The organism is Colwellia sp. BRX8-4 (genome assembly GCF_014077345.1).
GTDB lineage: Bacteria > Pseudomonadota > Gammaproteobacteria > Enterobacterales > Alteromonadaceae > Colwellia_A.
Genome location: NZ_JACGVS010000017.1, coordinates 33,027 through 55,978, shown reverse-complemented (window position 1 = coordinate 55,978; position 22,952 = coordinate 33,027). Strand labels below are relative to the sequence as shown.

The 22,952-nt window shown below is 37.7% G+C and carries 19 protein-coding genes; 15 read left to right on the top strand and 4 right to left on the bottom strand.

Going from position 1 to position 22,952, the window contains the following annotated elements:
* Positions 1-71: 71 nt before the first annotated feature.
* A complete protein-coding gene (locus tag H4J56_RS14360) occupies positions 72-2,855 on the bottom strand; it encodes an insulinase family protein (protein ID WP_182259517.1) in 2,784 nt (927 codons plus the stop codon).
* Positions 2,856-3,073: 218 nt separating this feature from the next.
* Here H4J56_RS14360 and sixA point away from each other — a divergent pair, with 218 nt between their 5' ends.
* Positions 3,074-3,547 (top strand): phosphohistidine phosphatase SixA, encoded by a 474-nt coding sequence (gene sixA, locus H4J56_RS14355; RefSeq protein ID WP_182259516.1) that lies wholly within the window; start codon positions 3,074-3,076, stop codon positions 3,545-3,547.
* A gap of 8 nt (positions 3,548-3,555) precedes the next feature.
* Here sixA and smrB read toward each other — a convergent pair whose 3' ends face one another.
* Positions 3,556-4,113 carry an endonuclease SmrB gene (gene smrB, locus H4J56_RS14350; RefSeq protein WP_182259515.1) on the bottom strand — a complete coding sequence of 186 codons (558 nt, stop codon included), beginning with the start codon at positions 4,111-4,113 and terminating at the stop codon, positions 3,556-3,558.
* A 282-nt stretch (positions 4,114-4,395) separates the two neighbouring features.
* Here smrB and prmB point away from each other — a divergent pair, with 282 nt between their 5' ends.
* The 3 genes from prmB to H4J56_RS14335 are packed head-to-tail and all read left to right on the top strand — an operon-like array spanning position 4,396 to position 7,678.
* Positions 4,396-5,340, top strand: coding sequence for a 50S ribosomal protein L3 N(5)-glutamine methyltransferase (prmB, locus tag H4J56_RS14345; RefSeq protein ID WP_182215039.1), 945 nt, complete (start codon positions 4,396-4,398; stop codon positions 5,338-5,340).
* 53 nt (positions 5,341-5,393) lie between these two features.
* Positions 5,394-6,485 (top strand): chorismate synthase, encoded by a 1,092-nt coding sequence (gene aroC, locus H4J56_RS14340; protein ID WP_182242956.1) that lies wholly within the window; start codon positions 5,394-5,396, stop codon positions 6,483-6,485.
* A gap of 29 nt (positions 6,486-6,514) precedes the next feature.
* The gene (locus H4J56_RS14335; RefSeq protein ID WP_182242958.1) at positions 6,515-7,678 is read left to right on the top strand and encodes an MFS transporter; all 1,164 of its coding nucleotides are present in this window, start codon (positions 6,515-6,517) and stop codon (positions 7,676-7,678) included.
* Positions 7,679-7,771: 93 nt separating this feature from the next.
* Here H4J56_RS14335 and H4J56_RS14330 read toward each other — a convergent pair whose 3' ends face one another.
* Together H4J56_RS14330 and suhB are read right to left on the bottom strand one after the other, a co-directional pair.
* Entirely contained in the window at positions 7,772-10,639 is a 2,868-nt protein-coding gene (locus H4J56_RS14330; RefSeq protein ID WP_182259514.1) for a pitrilysin family protein, read from the bottom strand.
* Between the two features lie 170 nt (positions 10,640-10,809).
* Complete coding sequence (gene suhB, locus H4J56_RS14325) at positions 10,810-11,613, bottom strand: inositol-1-monophosphatase (protein ID WP_070376083.1); 804 nt, start codon at positions 11,611-11,613, stop codon at positions 10,810-10,812.
* A gap of 351 nt (positions 11,614-11,964) precedes the next feature.
* Between suhB and trmJ the strand changes: the two genes are divergently transcribed.
* The 11 genes from trmJ to cobO all read left to right on the top strand — a co-directional run bounded on the left by trmJ (position 11,965) and on the right by cobO (position 22,827).
* A complete protein-coding gene (gene trmJ, locus H4J56_RS14320) occupies positions 11,965-12,771 on the top strand; it encodes a tRNA (cytosine(32)/uridine(32)-2'-O)-methyltransferase TrmJ (protein WP_182215033.1) in 807 nt (268 codons plus the stop codon).
* A 115-nt stretch (positions 12,772-12,886) separates the two neighbouring features.
* Positions 12,887-13,693: a serine O-acetyltransferase gene (gene cysE, locus H4J56_RS14315; RefSeq protein WP_182215031.1), complete on the top strand. Its 807-nt coding sequence runs from the start codon at positions 12,887-12,889 to the stop codon at positions 13,691-13,693.
* A gap of 172 nt (positions 13,694-13,865) precedes the next feature.
* Positions 13,866-14,378: a Fe-S cluster assembly transcriptional regulator IscR gene (gene iscR / locus H4J56_RS14310; protein WP_070376086.1), complete on the top strand. Its 513-nt coding sequence runs from the start codon at positions 13,866-13,868 to the stop codon at positions 14,376-14,378.
* A 32-nt stretch (positions 14,379-14,410) separates the two neighbouring features.
* Positions 14,411-15,625: an IscS subfamily cysteine desulfurase gene (locus H4J56_RS14305; RefSeq protein WP_070376087.1), complete on the top strand. Its 1,215-nt coding sequence runs from the start codon at positions 14,411-14,413 to the stop codon at positions 15,623-15,625.
* Positions 15,626-15,694: 69 nt separating this feature from the next.
* Positions 15,695-16,075, top strand: coding sequence for a Fe-S cluster assembly scaffold IscU (gene iscU / locus H4J56_RS14300; protein ID WP_070376088.1), 381 nt, complete (start codon positions 15,695-15,697; stop codon positions 16,073-16,075).
* Positions 16,076-16,090: 15 nt separating this feature from the next.
* Positions 16,091-16,414, top strand: a complete 324-nt coding sequence (iscA, locus tag H4J56_RS14295; RefSeq protein WP_070376089.1) for an iron-sulfur cluster assembly protein IscA — start codon at positions 16,091-16,093, stop codon at positions 16,412-16,414.
* A 106-nt stretch (positions 16,415-16,520) separates the two neighbouring features.
* Positions 16,521-17,051, top strand: coding sequence for a co-chaperone HscB (gene hscB / locus H4J56_RS14290; RefSeq protein WP_182215029.1), 531 nt, complete (start codon positions 16,521-16,523; stop codon positions 17,049-17,051).
* Positions 17,052-17,166: 115 nt separating this feature from the next.
* Positions 17,167-19,029 carry a Fe-S protein assembly chaperone HscA gene (gene hscA / locus H4J56_RS14285; RefSeq protein WP_182259513.1) on the top strand — a complete coding sequence of 621 codons (1,863 nt, stop codon included), beginning with the start codon at positions 17,167-17,169 and terminating at the stop codon, positions 19,027-19,029.
* A gap of 21 nt (positions 19,030-19,050) precedes the next feature.
* Positions 19,051-19,389, top strand: a complete 339-nt coding sequence (gene fdx / locus H4J56_RS14280) for an ISC system 2Fe-2S type ferredoxin (protein ID WP_070376092.1) — start codon at positions 19,051-19,053, stop codon at positions 19,387-19,389.
* Between the two features lie 251 nt (positions 19,390-19,640).
* Positions 19,641-22,028 carry an EAL domain-containing protein gene (locus tag H4J56_RS14275; RefSeq protein ID WP_182259512.1) on the top strand — a complete coding sequence of 796 codons (2,388 nt, stop codon included), beginning with the start codon at positions 19,641-19,643 and terminating at the stop codon, positions 22,026-22,028.
* Positions 22,029-22,197: 169 nt separating this feature from the next.
* On the top strand, positions 22,198-22,827 hold the full coding sequence (gene cobO, locus H4J56_RS14270; protein WP_182259511.1) for a cob(I)yrinic acid a,c-diamide adenosyltransferase: 630 nt from the start codon (positions 22,198-22,200) through the stop codon (positions 22,825-22,827).
* Positions 22,828-22,952: the final 125 nt, after the last annotated feature.

Here is a 22,952-nt window from a genome sequence, read left to right as displayed (position 1 = left end):
TTATTTACCCTTATATGAATTAGATACTCAGATAAGTTAATATCATTAGCCCTAATATTTTATCGGCAGGTTTAGTATTTTCTTTGACAATTTTTTAATTTTTTTTCAATACTTTCATTGTGCTGCAATGTTTTCTCATCATTTTCTGCAATGTTTTCTTGGTAACTTGCTAAGGTTATCCTGTCGGTATTGTTGTTAAATAAAAGTTGTTGAGTAAAGAAGCGACTAATATCATCAATCGTCAATGATAAAATAACGTTGATCAATTGTTGTTTCTCATCGAAATTAGTTTCTTTATTACAAATAGCGGCCCAAAATCGTTGGCTCTTTATTCGTAAACTTGAGTCTTTTTCTTGTAATTGACTCGCCAAACCTTGTTGAATATGTTGCCAATCTTGCTCAGATAACAGTGTTAAATTGTCCTGTGCTCTATTAATAAACTCGTTTATTTCTTTTACTAAAACAATAGCGTCAACGTGCGGTGACTGTATATAGAAAGCGATACCTGGATAACGATTAATAGGAATGAAGCCAACCCCTACCAGATAGCCAAATTGTTTTTCAGTGCGCATTTCTTGAAAAAATAGTGGTGACAATATTTGGCTGGCGATCATCGTTATCGCTATTGTTGTTAAATCTTTTCCTACGAACGGGTAATACACCACGGCAGCATGATCATGTTCTGGTAAATGCAAAGGAAGGTGAATGTCACCTTGGTCTTCAATATCAAGAACAGGTACATTAACGGCATACTTATCTGAATAATGATGACTAAATGCTGCTTTTAATTGTTCACTAAATTTCAATGCATGTTCAGGTAACCAGTTGCCATGCATTAACGCCTCAATAGTTATCTCATCAAACAAGTGTTTTCTAAAGGCGATAAACTCTTCGAAAGAAGTATTTTCTAGCGCGTTAGCGAGTGAACTACTTGTTGGGTTTTTAGGTTGCATTGTTGAGCTAAGAATCGAAAATAATTGCGAAATAGATTTACTGGTTTGCGCGTTATGCCAGTGGTTAATTAATTGTTTTTTAAATAACTCAAACTTTTCTTCAATGAAATTCTCAGTGACTAGACTTATCAATAACTGTTCGAGTAACTTGTCTTGTTTAGTACTAACCCCTGATAGTTGTAGAGTAATACCACCTTGGTGCGAAAATAAATGGTAATGAATTCCAGCTAATTCAGCATCATAATGCTGTTCAATAACAGCATCGCTATACAAATCAACAAATAACCGTGTCATTGCAATATGTTTGCTGTCTTTTATCGTTAGGGGGGCATCAATACCTATGTAAATATAGCCCTTGGGGACAATAAAAGTACTGTCTTGTTTAAACCATACAGATAAACCATCAATTTTTTCAATTAATTTGGGGGTTTTATTACCCTGCTTAGCAACAGGTTGACACGGATATATTTTGGGCTCTTCGACAATATAAGGATTACTTAGCGGCAAAGAAAAATTAGCTGTTAATGCTTCATTTTCCCAAGTGTTAATTTGCAGTTGAGTTATTTTTTCAATACTGAAAGGGACTTGGTACCAAAAACTATTTTTATCAAATTCATTTTGCGCACTAATATGAATAATGCGCATATTGCTTGCTGATAAATAGCCCAACAAGACATTGATTTCTTGTTGTTGCATACCATCCATTATGTAGTCACCGTAAATATAATCTTCGGATCCGTAATGCTGCATGTTAATAACTAACTGACAAACAGAATCTAATGGTTTTAGTTTTTCTTGGTGCTTGAACGCTAAATTAGCGATTGCCTGCTTTTCTTGATAATAAAACTCATCAACAGGTTTGCTCTTCATTAAATTTAGGTAAGAAAAAATACTGCTAATGATTTCGTTAATATGCTGCTCACCTAATTCAGTAAGCGAAATACTTAAATTGAAATCTTTAAAGTTTGAACCATTTACTCCTGAACCAGCGGTTAAGCTAAGTGCCCAACGCTGTTTTTTAAGATAAGACAATATACTGCCTTTACCCTCATGACCCAGTAAATAGGTCAAAATAGATTCTGGTTTGTTACGGTAGTAGGGATCAATGCTGGGCATTGCAAAACTAACAATAAGTTGCCTGTCATTCTTTACCGGTTTTACATTAATTTTTATTTGTTGGTGTTCAGGTAAATAAAGCGGTATATCTATTATTTTGGGGCTTGAGGTTGCGGCTTTTATATCGGTAAATTTATTCTTTGCTAATTGTGATAACTCATCAAGTGACTGTGGGCCCTCTAATACAAGAGTCATTATGTTGGCACGATAATGCTGTTGAAAAAAATCACGTATTTCGGTTGTCAGATCGCTTTCTTTTCTGTCGGCTAGTGTATCAATTGAACCAACCGAGAATTTTGAAAAAGGATGGGCTTGATTAATAGTCTCTTTGTGAACATCGTATAGACGACGAATATCGTCTTTAAGTTTAAGTTTAAATTCAGCATCAACATTCTGGCGTTCTTTTTCAACAAACTCTTGTGAGAGTAACGGACTGATAAAAAATTGGCTAAAACGATCTAAAGCGAAAGTAAAATGTTGATGTTGGATATCAAAGAAAAAACAGGTGTGCTCAGTTGCTGTCCATGCATTATTACTGCCGCCATGTTGACTAATATATTTTTGATATTCACTGCCGTCTGGATAAGACTTAGTGCCTAAAAATAGCATGTGTTCTAGAAAATGGGCTAAACCTTCACGGTTGCTGGGGTCACTAAAGTGGCCAATATTTACTGCCAATGCAGCAGCTGATTTATTGGTTTGTTCGTTGTGAACTAATAGAACACGCAAGCCATTAGCTAATGTTAAGGTTTTATATTGCTTGTTGTCATTTGGGCTTTGTTTCAATATCGGCTCCGGCAAACACTGCAGCAACCTCATTTGTGACGAACACTGGAAAGGTAAGCGTTTGTTTCTAAGATTATTTTAATTATCTAGTTAAATTACCTGAAGCACCAACTAGAGTCTATTGTATTCTTAATTTATCTATTAATTATCTATACTATAGACTGAAATAAGCGCTAGAATGCCATCGATTTGAAAAAATGATGTTATTTGGAAAATTTATGCGAATATTTGTAATGCGACATGGTCAAGCTCAAGCAATGGCTCCTTCTGATAAAGGTCGTGAATTAACTGCCGTTGGTCAACGTGAAGCTGAAGTGATGGCAAAGAAATTGGTCCATCAAAAAGAGCACTTTGATGCTGTTTTTGTTAGCCCTTATGTTCGCGCTCAACAAACCGCAAAAATTGTAAAAAACATCTTAGCAACAACAACAACTCTAACCACGCTTGAATTTATAACGCCAGAAGACTCAGCTCAACAAATGCATAATTATATTGATGTCACTTTCATCGATAATGCCCAGGCAAATGTACTTATTGTTTCACATATGCCTTTGGTCTGTTATTTAGTGGAAGAGTTTACCTGTGGTCAACATGCGCCGTTATTTGAAACCGCCTCTATTGCGGTTATTGATTATGATATAAGTACCGCGAAAGGGCAGTTAGTTTCGCATACGACACCCAACAGTCTTTAGCGCTCTGGTTAGATAATATCAGCGAAGCGATCATTAAGTTCAACTAAAACCAATAATGCGCCATTACCACCCCACTCAAGTGGTGCTTGATGAAAAGCCATTACGTCAGGGTGTTGCACTAGCCAATGTGGGACTTTATTCTTTAGTACCTGTGAACCTAAGCCATGTACAATACAGACACACTTCGCATGTTCTTTTTTACAAGCAAACATTAGCGCGGCAATTTCTAACTTGGCTGTTTTCTGATCTAAACCATGTAAATCTAAAATTAAATCGGGTGCGTACTGACCGCGTCTTAAATTTTTAGCCTCAAAGCTGTCAACATCTTCACGCACATATTTCATCGGCCCTTGCTGATTCAGATTTGGTTCAAACTCATCAGAAAAGTAGAACTCAGCATGTTGTTTTTTCTTCGCATCTGCTTTGTTTTTTCCAAGATGTAAAGATTGATTTTGGGTTTGCTTTTTTATAGGCGCAATTTTATCTTGCACAATTGGCTTTACTTTACCAATAGCCTGCATAAATAAATCTTTCTCATCGGGTGTCAATGCGTCTTTAAATTTCATCTTGGAAACTACATTCTTACTTTAAGAGGGAAAACAATTCAAATTCTAAAAACATCTGTGGGCAATAACAAGCAAAAGGTTATAATACCGAGTAAATTAACTCAATGATCAATGTTAATGCTCTAAATATCCAAAAACAGCGTTGCTTTTAATCCCAATAGCCAGCTATTAGTCAATCAATCGTCTTGTTCTTGAAAATTTATCTTCATTTAAATTTGCACCATGAATTAATTTAATTGTTATAGTACCCCTTATAAAACTTGTTAAATAAAGAGAGTAAATGTGAACGAAGTTGATTTTTCACCGATTAAGGATGAACTGTTTACCATAGGTGATTATCTACGGTTTGCCACCAGTGAATTTAATCAAGCCGAGCTTTTTTTTGGTCACGGTACTAATAATGCGTGGCATGAAGCTATAACTTTAGTGATGTTCGCTTTAAACTTGCCAGTAGAGTTAAATGAACAAGTGTTTAATTGTCGTTTAACATCAACTGAAAAATCAGCGGTACTGGCCTTAATTGAACGACGTATCGTCGAACAACTGCCGGCTGCATATTTAACCAATCATGCCCAGTTTGTTGGCTTACCCTTTTATGTTGATGAGCGGGTTTTAGTACCACGCTCCCCTATTGGTGAATTAATAGAGCAACACTTTTCGCCAAATTTTTCACCAGAAAATCCACCTAAACGTATTCTTGATTTATGTACGGGAAGCGGCTGTATTGCCATTGCTTGTGCGGTAGCGTTCCCTGAATCCGAGGTTGATGCGCTCGACTTATCAATTGATGCGTTAAATGTTGCACAAATTAATATTGAAAATCATGGTTTAACAGAACAAGTTATTCCAATTCAATCTGACGTTTTTTCTGGGGTTGAGGGGCTAAGTTATGATTTAATCGTAACCAACCCACCTTATGTTGATCAAGAAGACGTTGACGCATTACCGCAAGAATACTTGCATGAACCTGAAATGGGCTTAGGTTCGGGTGTCGATGGCTTAGATATTGTTCGTGAAATTCTTGCTCAAGCGGCGAGTCATTTAAATGAGAACGGTGTGTTAATTTGTGAAGTAGGTAACTCTCAAATTCATGTTGAGCATGTTTATCCACAGGTGCCTTTTACGTGGTTAACCTTTAAAAATGGTGGTCATGGTGTGTTTATGTTGACTAAAGAACAGTTAACAAGCCATCAGAACAGTTTAACGCAAGCATTTGAACAAAAGTAATTTAGCTTATTTACCGTAATCGTGTATTCAAATAATAGAGAGAAGATATATTCATGTCAGGCAATACCTTTGGAAAATTATTTACCGTAACATCATTTGGTGAAAGCCATGGTTTAGGCTTAGGTGCAATTATTGATGGTTGTCCGCCAGGACTCGCCTTATCAGAAGCTGACTTACAAGATGATCTTGACCGTCGTCGTCCTGGCACTTCTCGTTATACTACGGCACGTCGTGAAGCCGATCAGGTTAAAATAATGTCGGGTGTTTTTGAAGGCAAAACCACAGGAACGCCTATTGGGCTGTTAATTGAAAATACCGATCAACGTTCAAAAGATTATGGAAATATCGCGCAAAGCTTTCGTCCAGGTCATGCCGATTATACCTATTGGCAAAAATATGGTATTCGTGACTATCGTGGCGGCGGAAGATCGTCAGCACGTGAAACCGCTATGCGAGTTGCCGCAGGCGCCGTAGCTAAAAAGTACTTAAAAGAAAAATTTAATGTTGAAATTCAGGGGTGTGTTACCCAAATAGGTGATGTTTGCGCAACTAATATTGATTGGGATATTGTAGAAAACAATCCATTTTTCTTTCCTGACGAAACTAAACTTGAAGCCTTAGACGAATTATTGCGTGGTATTATTCGTGAAAAGGATTCTATTGGCGCTAAAATTATGGTGCGAGCCACTAACGTTCCTGTTGGTTTAGGTGAACCTATCTTTGATCGAATGGACGCAGATATCGCTCATGCGCTTATGGGCATAAATGCTGTTAAAGGTGTTGAGATTGGTGATGGTTTTGCTGTTGTCAATCAAAGAGGCTCTGAGCACCGCGATGAGTTAACGCCTGAGGGTTTTGCAAGTAACCACAGTGGAGGCATTTTAGGCGGAATTTCATCAGGACAAAGTATTGTTGCAAATATTGCGATGAAACCAACTTCAAGTATTGGTGTTAGTGGTAAAACCATTGATTTAGATGGTAAAGCGACAGACTTAGTGACTAAAGGTCGCCACGACCCTTGTGTGGGTATTCGTGCGGTTCCTATTGCTGAAGCTATGTTAGCACTAACCTTGATGGATCATTTTTTACGTCATCGTGGACAAAATGCTGATGTCGTTTGTGCAACACCTGATATAGAAGCTTAAGTCGTCTTTATTATTAAATACCAAAAGTGATGACATCAGTTAAGTTCGTCAGACTGTCTTCGAGTTACTTTTGGTATTTTGCTATCTTAGGCTTGATCATTCCTTTTCTACCTGTTTTTCTTGATGCCAAAAGCTTCAGCTCAATTGAAATAGGTGAAATTTTGGCTATTATTACAGCCACTAAAATCATCGGTCCAACCTTTTGGGCTTTTGCTGCCGATAAATCAGGTAAACAATTAACCATTATTCGCAGCGGTGCCTTGTTGGCATTATTGAGTTTTTCATTACTTTTTTGGCTAAATGGTTATTGGCCTGTTGTTTTTTGTTTAGCGATTTTTAGCTTGTTCTGGACCGCTGTTTTACCTCAGCTTGAGGTGCTTACTCTTAATTCCATTAGACGTAGTGCTAAAATTTATGCGCGTATACGCTTATGGGGCAGTGTCGGTTTTATTTTCTTGGCTGTGATAGCCGGGGATTTAATTGAACGATATTCCGCAGATGCTTTTACTTATTTAGGTGTCATTGTGCTGGCGGGACTATTTCTTTCAAGCATGAAACTCCACCCTGCAAAAAAGACTAAAAATCCTGTGCAGCAAATCGAAAAAATCAGCGATAAAATATTCAGTCGCTCATTTATATTCTTTTTTCTTGCTGGCCTGATGTTACAAATGAGTTTTGGTCCTTATTATGGTTTTTTTGCGCTTTACCTCCGAGAGCTGGCTTATCCGGGATTTGCGGTTGGTATCTTCATTACCATCTCGGTATTGGCTGAAATTCTTATTTTTATCTATGCGAGTATATTCTTTCGATACTTCCGACTAAAAACCTTGCTGGCCATCAGTATATTACTCACCTCGCTACGTTGGTTTATGACGGGTAGTTTTGCCGATGTCATTTGGGTACTTGTTTTAGTACAGTGCATACATGCGCTGAGTTTTGGTTTGTACCATAGTGTTTCTATCCAATTTATCCATCAACATTTTAATCACGACCAACAAAATCGTGGCCAAGCTATTTATATCGGTGGTGTTTATGGTCTAGGTGGCGCGATTGGCGCTTATATTGCTGGTATCGTTTGGCAAGGAGGGCAAGGCAGTGAACTTGCCTATAACCTAGCGGCATCTGCAGCATTTATTGGCTTTGTGTTAGTATTATTCATGCAAGATAGGCAACAAGTTAATGTCAGTGGCTAAGACTTATCCGCGTTCTCATCCTTTTATATCTTTTATACTCAATATATTTTTCAGCCTAGTGTTTAATCACTAGGCTGACATTCATCTTTCTAATTAATTAGCATTTAGAAGAATAGGTTCTCCTAAACCTAATGCTTTTAGACGTGGTAGTTGCGATTTTGCATCACCTACCACTAAGTAAATCATTTGTTGATGGTGTAAATGTTGATTGGCTAAAGACTTGACGTTAGCCAAAGTTAAGCTTTCAACTGATTTTGCTCGTGCTAATACATAGTTTATCGGCAAGTTGTACTGGCTAATATTTTCTAACATGGTCAGTTTAGCGTTATATGTTTCGAATTTTCTCGCATTACTCTTTAAATAATAGCTTTGAGTAGTTGCTAAATCTTGGTCAGTAAAATCAGTTTGATAATTTTCTACCAGCGACTTTATTAATGCTGTAGCCTCTAATGTGACATTGGTGCGCACACCACTGCTAATGATAAACTCGCCACTTGATTTACTGCCGCTAAAACTTGAACGCACGCCGTAGGTATAACCTTTTCCTTCACGTAATTCTTGGGTGAGTTTTGAAGCGAAACTACCGCCGCCTAGAATATAATTCATCACTTGAGCACTATAGAAATCTTTATGCATAGCATTTAAGGCTGGGAAGCCAATTCTCAACTGCGATTGCTTAGCATCGGGCACATCATAAAAATATAGGGTTGATGTTGTGGGAAGCGCTGCTGGTAACATCTTAGGCAAAACAGCTTTAGTATTAAGCCAATTATTTTCTAATTTTTTAAAAGCCGTTAATACGCTTGTTTCATCAATATCGCCAACAATATGAATATCCGTTAAATTTGGCGACAGTTTTGTTTGATAAAATATTTTTAAATCAGCTAAAGTGATTTCCTCAACAGACAATAATGTCCCTAATAAGTTATTCGATAAAATATGAGTTTTACCATAAAGTAATTTATTCATTTGGTTATTAGCCAATTGGTTGGGGTTGGTTTGCTGTTGTATTATTTGACTAATAATATCTTGCTTGGTGAGAGTAAACTCTTTTTCATCCCAACGAGGTGCTAAGAGCATCTCTGTGATCAAGTCGACAGTTACTTGATAGTTTCTTGCTAAAGTACTGGCTGATAGCTTTATTGATTCTTGAGTTGCATAAATACTAATGGTAGCGCCAAGTTTATTAATCGCTTCTTCTAGTTGTTGAGGGCTTTTATACTTGGTCCCTTTATTCATCATTTCAGCGACTAAGTTGGCGACACCGACTTTTTGTATATCATCAAATAATAAGCCACCAGCAACCGTTATCTCAAGCTGTACTAAAGGGACTTCGCTATTTTTTATCCCGTAAAAATGTAGCCCATTGCTTAACTGACTTTGCCAAACGGTAGGTACCGATAGCGTTGGGGCTTCACCATATTTAGGTTCACTCGCTCGATCGAAACTTGAAGGGGTATTTACATAACGTGATTGCTGGCCAGCATCAAAACTTTGCTCTGCGTTAGCGACAATTTTTTCTTCAATAATTTGTGCTTTTATAGAGTTTTCTAATGCTAAGTCTTTTTGGCCTTTCGGTACAAAACTGGTGGCAACAAAACTTTTGTCTTTAATATATTGATGATAAACACGTAAAACATCTGCTTTGTTGACGGCTAAAATATTTTTAGCTTCTTGGTTAATAAAACCAGGATCCTGAGTGAAAATATTATATTGTGCTAATTTAAAGCCCTTACCTAATACACTTGAAAGCCCACGATAGAAGGCTGTTTCTTGACCTGCCTTAATCGTAGCAAGATCTTCATCACTAAAACCTTTTTTTTCAAACTCGCTAAGTGCTTGACTAATTGCTTGGTCAATCTGGTTTAAGTCAGTGTTCTCAAAGCCTCGTACCTTTACCATTAATTGGCCTGCCAACTCTGATTGGTAGTGATACATGGTTACTCGAGAGGTTAAGGTTAATTCATCAATTAGCTTTTTATTGAGTAAGGCTTTCTTACCATCACTGAGCAATTCAACTAAAACATTTAATGCGTAACTGTCTGAGTGATATTGTGGGACTGTCGGCCAAGTTAGGCTGAGTTCGGGTAACTTAGCAAAATTATCTTCATGATAAATTTTCTTGGTTGTTGTTAGATTTGCAGCTTGCTTGGCGAGGGGCGTTATTTCATTACCCGCCTTAATCTCATCAAAATACTTATGTACCCAAGCTTTTGCTTGTGCTTCATCAAAGTCACCGGCAATAACCAAGGTAACATTATTGGGTACATACCAGCTTTTAAAGAAATCTTTAACATCTTGAAGTGTTGAGTTTTGTAAATCAGATAATGAACCAATCACTTGCCAGTTGTAAGGGTGACTCTCTGGATAAAGATTTTTATCAATAACATACTGTGTATGACCATAAGGGCGGTTGTCATAACTTTGTCTTTTTTCATTTTTAACCACTTGTTTTTCTTTGGCGAGTACTTCTTCGGTCACCGTATTGATAAAAAAACCTAATTTGTCAGCTTCAGCCCAGATCATTTTTTCTAAAGCGTCATTGGGGACAGTTTGATAATAATTTGTTCTATCGCGGCTAGTCGAGCCGTTTGCACCTGAGCCGCCAATACGGGCACTCATTTTGTCTAATCCACCTTTACCCAGGTTTTCAGACTCGAGAAAGAGCAAATGTTCAAATAAATGAGCAAAGCCTGTTCGTCCTTGTGTTTCACGAGCAGATCCAACATGTGCCGTTAATGCAACAGCAACAACTGGGTCTGAACGGTCTATATGAAATACAACTTCTAAACCGTTAGCTAAGACGAACTTGCTATATTCAATATTTATAGTGCTATCAACCACATTAGTCTGATCTGATTGTTGGCTTATTGTTACTGAGTTAATTGATTTTTCTGCTGTATTACAGCCAGTGTTCGCAAGAACGGTTAATAATGAAAAGCTTAGCGCTGCCCACTTCATGAGTGAAACCTTATTTTAATGATTAATAATATTGCTGATATTGTGCCTTTTATTTATCCAAACACCAATAAAAGTAACGATATAAAGTAAATTATATGTTAATAAATATTACCAAGGTATAAAAAAAGCGCCGTAAGCGCTTCTTTCAAATCTGTTTATGTAAACTGTGACTATTTATTTAACGCTTCACCTAAGTGAGGGCGGATATCTTTTAGAATAGTTTTTAATAAACGAGGACAAGCAGCAACAATATTACCTGAAACAGTATGGTTGTGATCGCCAACGAAATCAGTGACTAAACCACCGGCTTCAATAATTAATAATTCACCAGCAGCAGATTCCCAAGGTTTTAAACCAATTTGGAAATATCCATCAACACGTCCGGCAGCGACATAAGCTAAATCTAAAGCTGGAGAGCCCGAGCTGCGAAGATCTGATGATTTAGTAAATAATGTTTTAAACATTTCTAAGTAAGCGTTGCTGTGTTGCTTGTGCTTAAATGGGAAACCTGTGGCAACAATTGCACCAGAGAGTTCTTTATGTTGTTTTACGCGAATACGAAAGCCATTGAGTTGTGCGCCTTTACCACGACTAGCAGTAAAAAGTTCACCGCGAGAAGGATCAAAGATGATAGCTTGATCTAATTTACCTTTGACTTTCAACGCAATAGACACTGAAAAATGTGGAATGCCTTTAATAAAGTTCGTTGTACCGTTTATTGGATCAATAACCCACTGGAAGTCGTCATCTTTTCCTTTAATCACACCACATTCTTCACCAATAATTGTATGGTTAGGGTATGATTTTTTTAATGTTTCAATAATGGCTTCTTCAGCGCTTAGGTCAGCACTAGTGACAAAATCATTTGTCCCTTTTGCTTGAACTTCAACTTTATCTAACTGTTCGATGGCACGAACAATAACTTTACCTGCGTTACGCGCAGCGCGAATACCAATATTAAGCATAGGATGCATATAGAGACTACCTTTTACATATTTGTAAATAGAATTAAACAGTATAACAACTTTTATAAAGAACGAGGCTTGCCGCCGAGCGGATTTTCAAGCGCGAAAATTATAGCAAAGTTATCAGTAATTAGCGACATTGTTTTTTATATAAAATATCAAAGAAAAAATTTCATAGATGTTTAATAACTAACACATAATTTTTCGCACTAACCATTTTCAATAAATTTGATGATTTTTTCTCAGCACAAGGTTAATGTTCTATGATAATATTATTGTTAATTTTAGCCATCTAGATAGTTAATACCAGTAGGTATAATTTATTTTATAAATTAACTATAAATTGAGTAATTTAAGATAATGTCAGAGCAATCATCACTTTTAAGTAATGTTCGGATTGTATTAGTTAATACTTCCGATTGTCGTAATATTGGTTCAGCCGCACGCGCTATGAAAACAATGGGGTTAAGTGAACTTATATTAGTTGATCCTATTGAAATGCCAAATGGTCAAGCACAAGCTTTAGCAGCAGGGGCTACTGATGTATTAAAAAATGCCAAGGTAGTTGCTACTTTAGCGGAAGCTATTAGTGATTGTGGTTTAGTTGTTGGCACCAGCGCACGTTCTCGTACTTTACCTTGGCCAATGTTGGAGCCAAGAGGCTGTGGAGAAAAACTTGTCGAAGAAGCCTATAACTTTCCAGTTGCTTTAGTTTTTGGTCGTGAAAGCAGTGGTTTAACTAACGACGAATTACAACTTTGTCATTTTCATGTGCAGATCCCAGCCAATCCTGATTACAGTTCATTGAACTTAGCGATGGCGGTTCAAACCTTAAGTTATGAAGTGCGGACCAGTTTTTTAATTGATCAACAAAAAGCATTTCAAACAAAAGGCGAAAATTTAAGTAAAAATTTACCCAAAAAGACGCTTGATGAAGACGAGTATCCGATCATGGACGAAACTGAGCGCTTTTATCAACATTTTGAAGATGCTTTAAAAGAAACCGGCTTTATAACACCGAGTCATCCAGGCCTAGTGATGACTAAGTTACGACGCTTATTTAATCGTGCCCGTCCCGATGTTAAAGAAGTCAAAATGATGCGTGGAATCTTAGCTTCAGTGCAAAGAGCCGCTAAAGCTAATGATAAAGAAGCAAACAAAGAATAATAAAAGTAAGCAATCGTACCCGTTTCGATGCAAAGTGCCTTCTAAATTCTGCATTTTGACCGATAACGGGTATATATTGGTACTTGCCTTAACCAATATATAGAAGGATAGAAATATGTTCAGCCGTATCAGAGAAGATATTAAAAGTGTCTTTGATAGAGATCCCGCCGCTCGAAATACGCTAGAAGTTCTCACCAATTATCCTGGTATGCATGCCATTTGGATCCATCGCTTGAGCCATAAGTTGTGGAAAAATAACTGGTATTTACTTGCGCGTAGCTTATCAACATTTTCACGTTGGTTAACCGGTGTTGAAATTCATCCAGGAGCAACACTTGGACGTCGCTTTTTTATTGACCATGGCATGGGGATTGTTATTGGTGAAACCGCTGAGATTGGTAACGATGTTACCTTGTATCACGGTGTTACTCTAGGAGGTACAAGCTGGAATGCCGGTAAACGTCATCCAACATTAGAAGACAACGTGGTTATCGGTGCAGGAGCTCAAGTCCTTGGCCCCATTACTATCGGTAAAGGCGGTAAGGTTGGCTCAAACTCTGTGGTGGTGAAAGATGTGCCTGCTAATGCAACAGCTGTTGGTATTCCGGCACGTATTGTTAATGAAAAAAGCCAGTCAGAAAAAGAACAACGTGACCAAGTGGCTAAAAAGTTTGGTTTCGACGCCTATGCGGTATCTGCGGATAATCCTGATCCTGTCGCTAAAGCTATTGGGCGAGTCCTTGATCATATGCACTTAATGGATAAAAAAGTCGCTGACTTATGTAAAGAAGTCAATCATCTTGGTGGTGAAGTGTGTCAAGAGGATCTACCTGAACTTCGAGTTGGCGAATTTATTGACGATGAAATAGCGGCAGCTAAACGTCGAGAAAAACGTGTGGAGTCATTTGATCCCGAAATTTAATAGAAAATAATTGATGAGTTACCCGATGTTTGATCCCTATCAAACTAAGGTATTGGCTATTAATTGCTTATTTTTACAACAGGTGTAGAATACTTGAGTAAAACAGTCGGGTATTTAGTTGACTATTTTATAAGGTTATGTAGAATTGCTAACGATTCGATAGGGGCACACAATGAAACTGACTTCAAAAGGGCGTTACGCCGTAACTGCTATGTTAGATGTAGCAATACATGCAGTAACTGGACCCGTACCTTTAGCCGATATTTCAGAGCGACAGGGGATCTCGTTGTCATATTTAGAACAACTATTCTCTCGGTTAAGAAAATATGGCTTAGTAAATAGTATTAGAGGTCCTGGCGGAGGTTATCGCTTAGGGATGTGTTCTGCAAAAATTTCGATTGCTGATGTTATCAATGCTGTTGATGAATCTATTAAAGCGACGAGATGTGACGGTAAAGGTAATTGCCAAAACGGTGACGAATGCTTAACCCATACATTGTGGGAAGGTTTAAGTGACCGAATCGAAGATTTTTTAAAAAACATAACGTTGGCCGAACTTGTCGAGCAACGCAATGTGAAATTAGTGTCTAGACGACAAGACAAAGCGCATGCGCGAGCAAACAAAGTTATGCCGTCATTAGAAACATTAATTAAAACCAAGAATATTATGCACGACATGCACTAAATGCGTGTTGTCAAACTGGAGAACGTTAGCGAATGAAGCTTCCTATTTATTTTGATTACTCAGCTACAACACCTGTAGATAAACGTGTTGCAGAAAAAATGATGCAGTATATGACTACTGACGGTTTTTACGGTAACCCTGCATCTCGTTCACACAAATTTGGCTGGCAAGCTGAAGAAGCGGTTGATATTGCACGAAATCAAGTCGCAGAGCTTCTTAATGCCGACCCTCGTGAGATTGTTTTTACCTCAGGAGCTACCGAGTCAAATAACTTAGCCATTAAAGGCGCTGCCAACTTTTATCGTAAAAAAGGTAAGCACGTTATCACCTGTAAAACAGAGCATAAGGCTGTTTTAGATACTTGTCGCGAACTAGAGCGCCAAGGCTTTGAGGTGACTTATTTAGATCCTGAGAGCAATGGCTTGATTGACCTTGATAAATTAGCAGCAGCTATGCGTGATGACACTGTATTAGTTAGCATCATGCATGTTAATAACGAAATTGGTGTTATTCAAGATGTTGCTGCAATCGGCGAAATGTGTCGTGCACGTAAAATTGTTTTCCATGTTGATGGCGCACAAAGTGTTGGCAAAATCGAAGTAGACATGGAAAAGTTGAAAATTGATTTAATGTCAATTTCAGCACATAAATTCTATGGTCCAAAAGGTATGGGCGCTATGTATGTGCGTCGTAAGCCTCGTATTCGTCTTGAAGCTCAAATGCATGGCGGCGGACACGAACGCGGTATGCGTAGTGGAACATTACCAACGCATCAAATCGTTGGTTTAGGTGAAGCTTGTCGCATTGCCAAAGAAGAAATTACTCAAGACATCGCTCACGTAACTGAAATGCGCGATCGTTTATGGGCTGGCTTGAACACCATGGAACAAGTTTTTGTTAACGGAGATTTTGATAATCGCTATCCGGGTAACTTAAACGTAAGTTTTAATTTTGTTGAAGGTGAGTCTTTGATCATGGCGCTTAAAGATTTAGCGGTTTCTTCTGGCTCTGCATGTACTTCAGCTAGTTTAGAGCCTTCGTATGTTCTACGTGCTTTAGGTTTAAATGACGAAATGGCACATAGTTCAATTCGTTTTAGCTTTGGCCGTTTTACCACGACTGAAGAAGTAGACTACGCGATTACACTTATTCAAAAATCAATTGGGCATTTACGTGATATGTCACCACTTTGGGAAATGTTCCAAGACGGTATTGATCTAGACTCAATTGAATGGGCTGCTCACTAAGCATCCCCACTAAAAATTTTACTGATGAGCGGGCATTTTGTTTCGTTCATCGTTATTAGGAGAGAAATCATGGCTTATTCAGAAAAAGTAATTGATCACTATGAAAACCCACGTAATGTTGGCTCAATGGATAAAAATGATCCACAAGTAGCAACAGGAATGGTTGGCGCACCGGCATGTGGTGACGTAATGAAGTTACAACTAAAAATCAACGCTGACGGTATTATTGAAGACGCTAAGTTTAAAACTTATGGTTGTGGTTCTGCGATTGCCTCAAGTTCATTAGTGACTGAATGGGTAAAAGGTAAGTCAATTGACGAAGCAGGGAAAATTAAAAATACTGCTATTGCCGAAGAGCTTGCTTTACCACCTGTAAAAATTCATTGCTCTATTTTAGCTGAAGATGCTATTAAAGCAGCGATTGAAGATTACCGCAGTAAAACTGCTTAAACATCGGAGTTATTTATGAGTGTTACAATGACGAAAGACGCAGCAGACCGTGTTCAGTCATTTATTACCAATCGAGGCAAAGGTCTCGGTTTACGTCTTGGTATTAAAACAACGGGATGTTCTGGTTTAGCTTATGTGATGGAATTTGTTGATGAGTTAAATGAAGATGATACGTTGTTTTCAATCTCTGATGTGAATATCATTATCGATGGAAAAAGTTTAGTTTACCTTGATGGTATTGAAGTTGATTTTGTTAAGGAAGGTCTAAACGAAGGTTTTAAATTCACAAACCCGAATGCCAAAGGCGAGTGTGGTTGTGGTGAAAGCTTTAACGTTTAATACCAAGTCTCTAAGCCTTTTAAATATTGCTGAGTAGCAAGTAACTTAGTCGCAGTGGTATATATTTTGTGAACGACTTAATGTTAAGTCGTTCGCTGGAGTTTTTGTGAATTATTTTCAGATTTTCGGTTTTACAGAGCAATATGAACTCGATGTTCATAAATTAGCTGATATTTACCAAACACTACAAAAAAAAGTACATCCAGACAAGTTCGCTCATGCTTCTAGTCAAGAGCAATTAGTCGCGGTTAAAAGATCAACCTTAATTAATGATGCCTATCAAACACTAAAACACCCCTTGAAACGTGCACAATATCTATTAACATTGCGAGAAAGTGATCAGCCAAATGAACAAGCTTCATTTAGTGATAACAGTTTTTTAATGCGCCAAATGGAATTACATGAAATGCTTGACGATGTTAAGCATGCTGACGACCATGAAGCTGCCATTCTAAATTATGCTGCAGTATTAAATACCGGCTTTGAAGAACTCGCTTTAGAGATGCATACCTTGCTTGATGAAAACTCCATCCAGTCAAACTTATTGGCAGGTGATAAATTACGAAAGTTAAAGTTTTATCAAAAGTTACGCGTCGATCTCGATAAATTAGAAGATCAACTTTTCAATGACGACTGATCGTTAGTTCATATGAATTTTAGTTTAATAAAATAACAGCAAATCGATGTTTTTTTATTTACAATGAAATATCATACCGCCCGTTAATCGTAATCGAATATAAAAGAGTCTAAAAATGGCGTTATTACAAATAGCTGAACCTGGCCAAAGCACGGTTCCTCATGAACATCGCCTCGCCGCAGGTATTGATTTAGGTACAACTAACTCTCTTATCGCCAGCGTTAAAAGTGGTTTATCTGAAACCTTAGTTGATGGCGAAGGTCGAGATATATTACCCTCAGTGGTGAGTTACCAAGCGAATGAAGTATTAGTAGGCCATGCCGCTAAAGCACATTCGGTGAGTGATCCAGAAAATACTATTGTTTCAGCTAAGCGCCTTATTGGTCGTTCATTAGCTGATATCCGTAAAAAATACCCCTCACTGCCATATTCTTTTTCAGGTGATGAAAGTCATCCAAGCATCACTACACGTACTGGTGAAGTAAACCCAGTGCAAGTATCGGCAGAGATATTAAAAAGTTTAAAACAACGTGCAGAACATGCATTAGGTGGTGAGTTGACCGGTGTTGTTATCACCGTGCCTGCTTACTTTGATGATGCCCAGCGCCATAGCACCAAAGATGCGGCAAAACTTGCTGATCTAAAAGTTTTACGTTTACTTAATGAGCCTACAGCCGCTGCGGTCGCTTATGGTTTAGACAGTGGCAAAGAAGGTATTATTGCTGTTTATGATTTAGGTGGGGGTACCTTTGATATTTCAGTATTACGTCTCAATAAAGGTGTCTTTGAAGTATTAGCGACCGGTGGTGATTCAGCGCTAGGTGGTGATGACTTTGACAATCTTCTTGTTGACCACATTATCGAACAGACGGGTTTGCAACGACCATTGTCAGCAACCATAGAGCGTCAATTGTTACAGCAAGCCTGTTACGTGAAAGAACAACTGACAGAAAATGAAGTTATTAGTTTCTCATTAACGCTAGAAAATGGTGATGAAAAACATGGCGAAGTTAATCGTGTGATGTTTGAGTCTTTAATCAATACTCTAGTAACTAAAACATTACGTGCTTGTCGACGCGCATTAAAAGATGCCGATATTAGCGTTGATAAAGTCATTGAAGTGGTGATGGTTGGTGGTTCAACGCGTGTTCCTATGGTTCGCCAACAGGTTGAAAAATATTTTAATCGCTTACCGTTAACGTCTATTGATCCCGATAAAGTGGTTGCCATTGGCGCTGCGATTCAAGCCGATATTTTGGCGGGTAATAAGCCCGACAGCGATATTTTGTTACTTGATGTTATTCCTCTATCACTCGGCCTAGAAACGATGGGCGGATTGGTTGAAAAAGTTATTCCTAGAAATACGACAATTCCCGTTGCTAAAGCACAAGAGTTTACGACCTTTAAAGATGGGCAAACGGCAATGGCTGTTCACGTGTTGCAAGGTGAGCGTGAGCTTGTTGAAGATTGTCGTTCGTTAGCTCGATTTGAATTGCGTGGCATTCCAGCGATGACTGCCGGTGCTGCTCACATTCGTGTTACGTTTAAAGTTGACGCTGACGGTTTATTAGAAGTGTCAGCCATGGAAAAGTCAACAGGTATTGAAACAGGTATCACGGTGAAGCCCTCATTTGGTTTAGAAGAGCAAGAAATTACTCAAATGCTCAGAGATTCAATGAGCAATGCTCAGCAAGATATACAAGCGCGTATGTTGAAAGAACAACAAGTTGAAGCCTCACGAGTTATTGAATCAGTACAATCGGCACTGATTAATGACAGCGCATTACTAAATCATGACGAAATTACCACAATAAATAACGCAATAACCGCTTTAGCGAAGATTGCCCAAAGCACGGTTGCCGATGATATTGAAGCAGCTATTGAAATATTAAATGAAAGTACCGCTATTTTTGCTGAACGTCGTATGGATTCTTCGATAAAAACAGCACTAGCAGGACATTCAGTAGACGAAGTTTAAAAACTTTTAGGAGCTAAGAAAATGGCGAAAATTATATTCCTTCCTAACGAAGACTTATGCCCAGATGGTGCAGTGGTTGAGGCAGAAAAGGGCGAAAGTGTACTTAACGTTGCACTGCGTAATGATATTGGCGTTGAGCATGCTTGTGAAAAAGTATGTGCTTGTACCACTTGTCATATGATCATACGTGAAGGTTTTGATTCAATTGCAGAAAGTGATGAACTTGAAGATGACATGCTAGATAGAGCTTGGGGATTAGAACCTGAATCTCGTTTAGGCTGTCAAGCGCTGGTTGGCGATGAAGACTTAGTTGTTGAAATCCCAAAATATACGGTCAATATGGTTTCAGAAAACCACTAGTCATTTTTTGTCAATTTGATAGATAGGGCAGTAACATGTTAATGTTACTGCCCTTTTTTGTTGTAGCACCGCTAGAACTATTTTTTTAGAGGAGGGCTTTAGTCAACCTTTCCGTACGGCTAAATCAACTGTATTACTTAGATAAATAGACAGGACATTAAAAATTTGCTCTACTCACCATGAATATTTATGTGTTGTAATCGCTTAATAATAGTGAATATATTTTAAAAATAACTTTAGGCATAATGAATTTGTCCGAACTATCTAAATCAGAAACGATAAAAAGCTTAACCATCACTAATCAGTTTGCGACTGATATATTATTATTAAATACCCCAAGTGAAATTTGGCAATATTTAGCTCAAAATATTGTCGAAAAATTAGGTTTTGAAGATGCCGTTATTTACACCTTAGATTCAGGGGGGATGACGCTAAGTCGAATGTCGGGCTTTGACAAAAAAAAATCCTTCAATGATGGTGTAATCACGACTAGTTCCATAAGAGATACTTCGTCTAATTCTATGACCATACCTTTTAATGAAGGCGTTATAGGGAAAGTTGCTGCGACCAAACAACCAATATTGGTAAAAGATACCCGTGAGTTTGAAAGCTATATTGTTGAGGATGAAACGACCTTATCTGAGTTAGCAGTTCCTATTTTATTTAAGCAGCAATTATTAGGTGTTATTGATTCGGAACATGCCAGTGTTAATTTTTACACTGAGTTTCATCTGAAAACACTCACTGCGTTAGCAACAATTACCGCAATGAAAATTTCACAAATTATAAAGGTCGATGGCCTAGAAGAGGTAATAGAAAACTTAGAGTATGCTAATAAAATTCAAGATGCACTGTTTGAAATAGCAGAAATTATCTTTAAAACTAAAAATATTGATGAGTTTTATCAATATTTACACCAGTGTATTGGCAGACTGACCTTGGCGAAAAATTTTTTTGTTGCGCTATTAAAAGATGATGGGCAAACAATAGATTTTCCTTATGCTATTGATGAGTTTGATGATAGATCAACGTTTACTAGTATTAACATCGATCCTAATTTTTTAAGTATTACTGGTTATGCGTTAGCTAAAGACCAGCCTTTTTTATTATATGAAGCGGATATTCAAAAGATGCTTGATGAAAAAGCCATTTATATTCGTGGTAACATCCCCAAAGCTTGGTTAGGAGTGCCTTTTGGTAGTGGGATAAATAAAGGCATAGTTGTCGTACAAAGTTATAGTACTGAATTCTTATTTCAAGAAAAAGACAAACAATTGTTAATGTTTGTGGCTAAGCATATCAATAATGCCATCGAAAGAATGGAAGCCAAACAAAAGTTACAATTTTTAGCCTTACATGATCCTTTAACCAATTTACCGAACCGTTCGCTATTCAAAGACAGAACCCAACACGCATTTTTACATTGCCAGAATAATCGCCAAGACAATATAGCGATATTATTTATTGATGTAGACAGGTTTAAGCAAATTAATGATACCTATGGTCATCACGTTGGCGACAAATTACTGATTGGTATAGCGCATGCAATAATGACTAGGTTGAGAAATACGGATACGTTAGCTCGCTTAGGCGGCGATGAATTTGCCATACTACTTGATGGAAAAATTGATTATGAGACTATCTGTCGTATAACTGAAAGTATTCTTGTTGCTACGGCTTCTGCCTTCAATATCGACGGTTTGAATATCTTTAGCAGTGTTAGTATCGGTATAGCGACTTATAACAATTCGAGTGAAAGCGCAGAACAATTATTGATTGATGCCGATCATGCTATGTATCAAGCTAAGTTAAAAGGGCGTAATCAGTATGTTTTCTTCGAAGCGCTCGAAGAGCAAAATAAATCAACCAATGTCAAAGTTGAGTATGATTTTGATAATGCGGTAAAAAATTCAGAGTTTATTGGTAATTACCAACCCTTGATTGATTTTGACAGTGGCAAGGTTATTGGTGCTGAAATACTCGTACGTTGGCAGCATCCTAAATTAGGGCTTTTGTATCCCGATTTTTTTATTCCAATTTTAGAAAAATCAGGTCAGATAGTACAGCTTGATCTGTATATGCTCAAGCTTGCGGTCAGTAAATTAAATCTATGGGCTGACTGGTTACCAAAACAATTTAAGTTGAGTGTTAACGTTTCAACATCAGGTTTTTCATCTAAAGACTTTATTGGCTATTTACAAGACCAGCACCTAAAATCTGCAGATATTACTGATCGATTATGTGTAGAAATCACTGAAGAAAGCCTTATCCTAAACGTTGACGCGGTCAAAAACCATTTAGACATTTTGAAAAGTATTAATATCCCAGTCGCCTTAGATGATTTTGGAACCGGCTTTTCATCGCTAAGTTATTTACACCAATTTTCTTTAGACTTTTTAAAAATAGATAAAAGCTTTGTTGACGACTTAAATGCAGTCAATAGTAAGGTCTTGATACTGGAAGCTGTGGTTAATTTAGCTAAATCATTAAAGATTAAAACTACCGCAGAGGGCATTGAAACTGCGGAACAATATCAAAAGCTTAAAGAAATTGGTTGCGATTTAGGGCAAGGATATCATATTGCTAAGCCATTACTTGAGAGCGACTTTAAACGCTTTTTCTTAAACAGAGTAAGCTAAGGTTTATGTGCTAATCATCATCCACTAGTTAAACGATGTTAAGCCATAAAAGAAAGTTTGTTGTTAAATTAAAATACCCTAATTTTAAACCTCTTTGCAATTATAAATAATTTATAAAAAGATTAAAGCGCCGAGTTCTTTCAATAGATACCGTTAAATAGGAAATAATATGAGTGATTTACCCTCGGCGGCTGATAAAGCAGCGGCTAAAGAAAAAAAACATATTGAACGCCAAAAGAAAATTAAAGCCAACGTTGATCAACGAATTGCTCAAGCAACAGAAGAACGCGGTGTTTTTGTAGTAATAACGGGTAATGGCAAAGGTAAAAGTACCTCTGGTTTTGGTACGGTATTGCGTGCTATTGGTCACGGCCAAAAAGCTGGCGTGGTGCAGTTTATTAAAGGCACTGAATGGGAATGTGGCGAGATGAATATTCTCAAGCAATTTGCTGTTAAGCACCATGTTATGGGAACCGGCTTTACCTGGGAAACACAAAGTACCGAAACTGATGTAGCAGCAGCAAAAGTCGCTTGGCAAAAAAGTAAAGAAATGTTGAGTGATGAAACGCTTGATATTGTTTTACTTGATGAAATGACCTACATGGTGACTTATGGCTATATTGAACTAGACGAAGTTATTGAGGCATTGAATAATAGACCTAAAATGCAGCATGTACTTATTACCGGACGTGCTTGCCATCGCCGTTTAATCGAGTTGGCTGATACCGTATCTGAAGTTCAACCAATTAAACACGCTTTTAAAGCTGGCGTTAAAGCACAAAAAGGACTTGACTGGTAAAGTAGGTAATCTACTAAAAGCACGGGTTTCGTTATATTATCGACTCAATTAGAAGCTATATGGAAACAATGAATCACGCTTTAGCGACTTAATCTGTTCACGAAACCCCTGTAGTATTATTAACA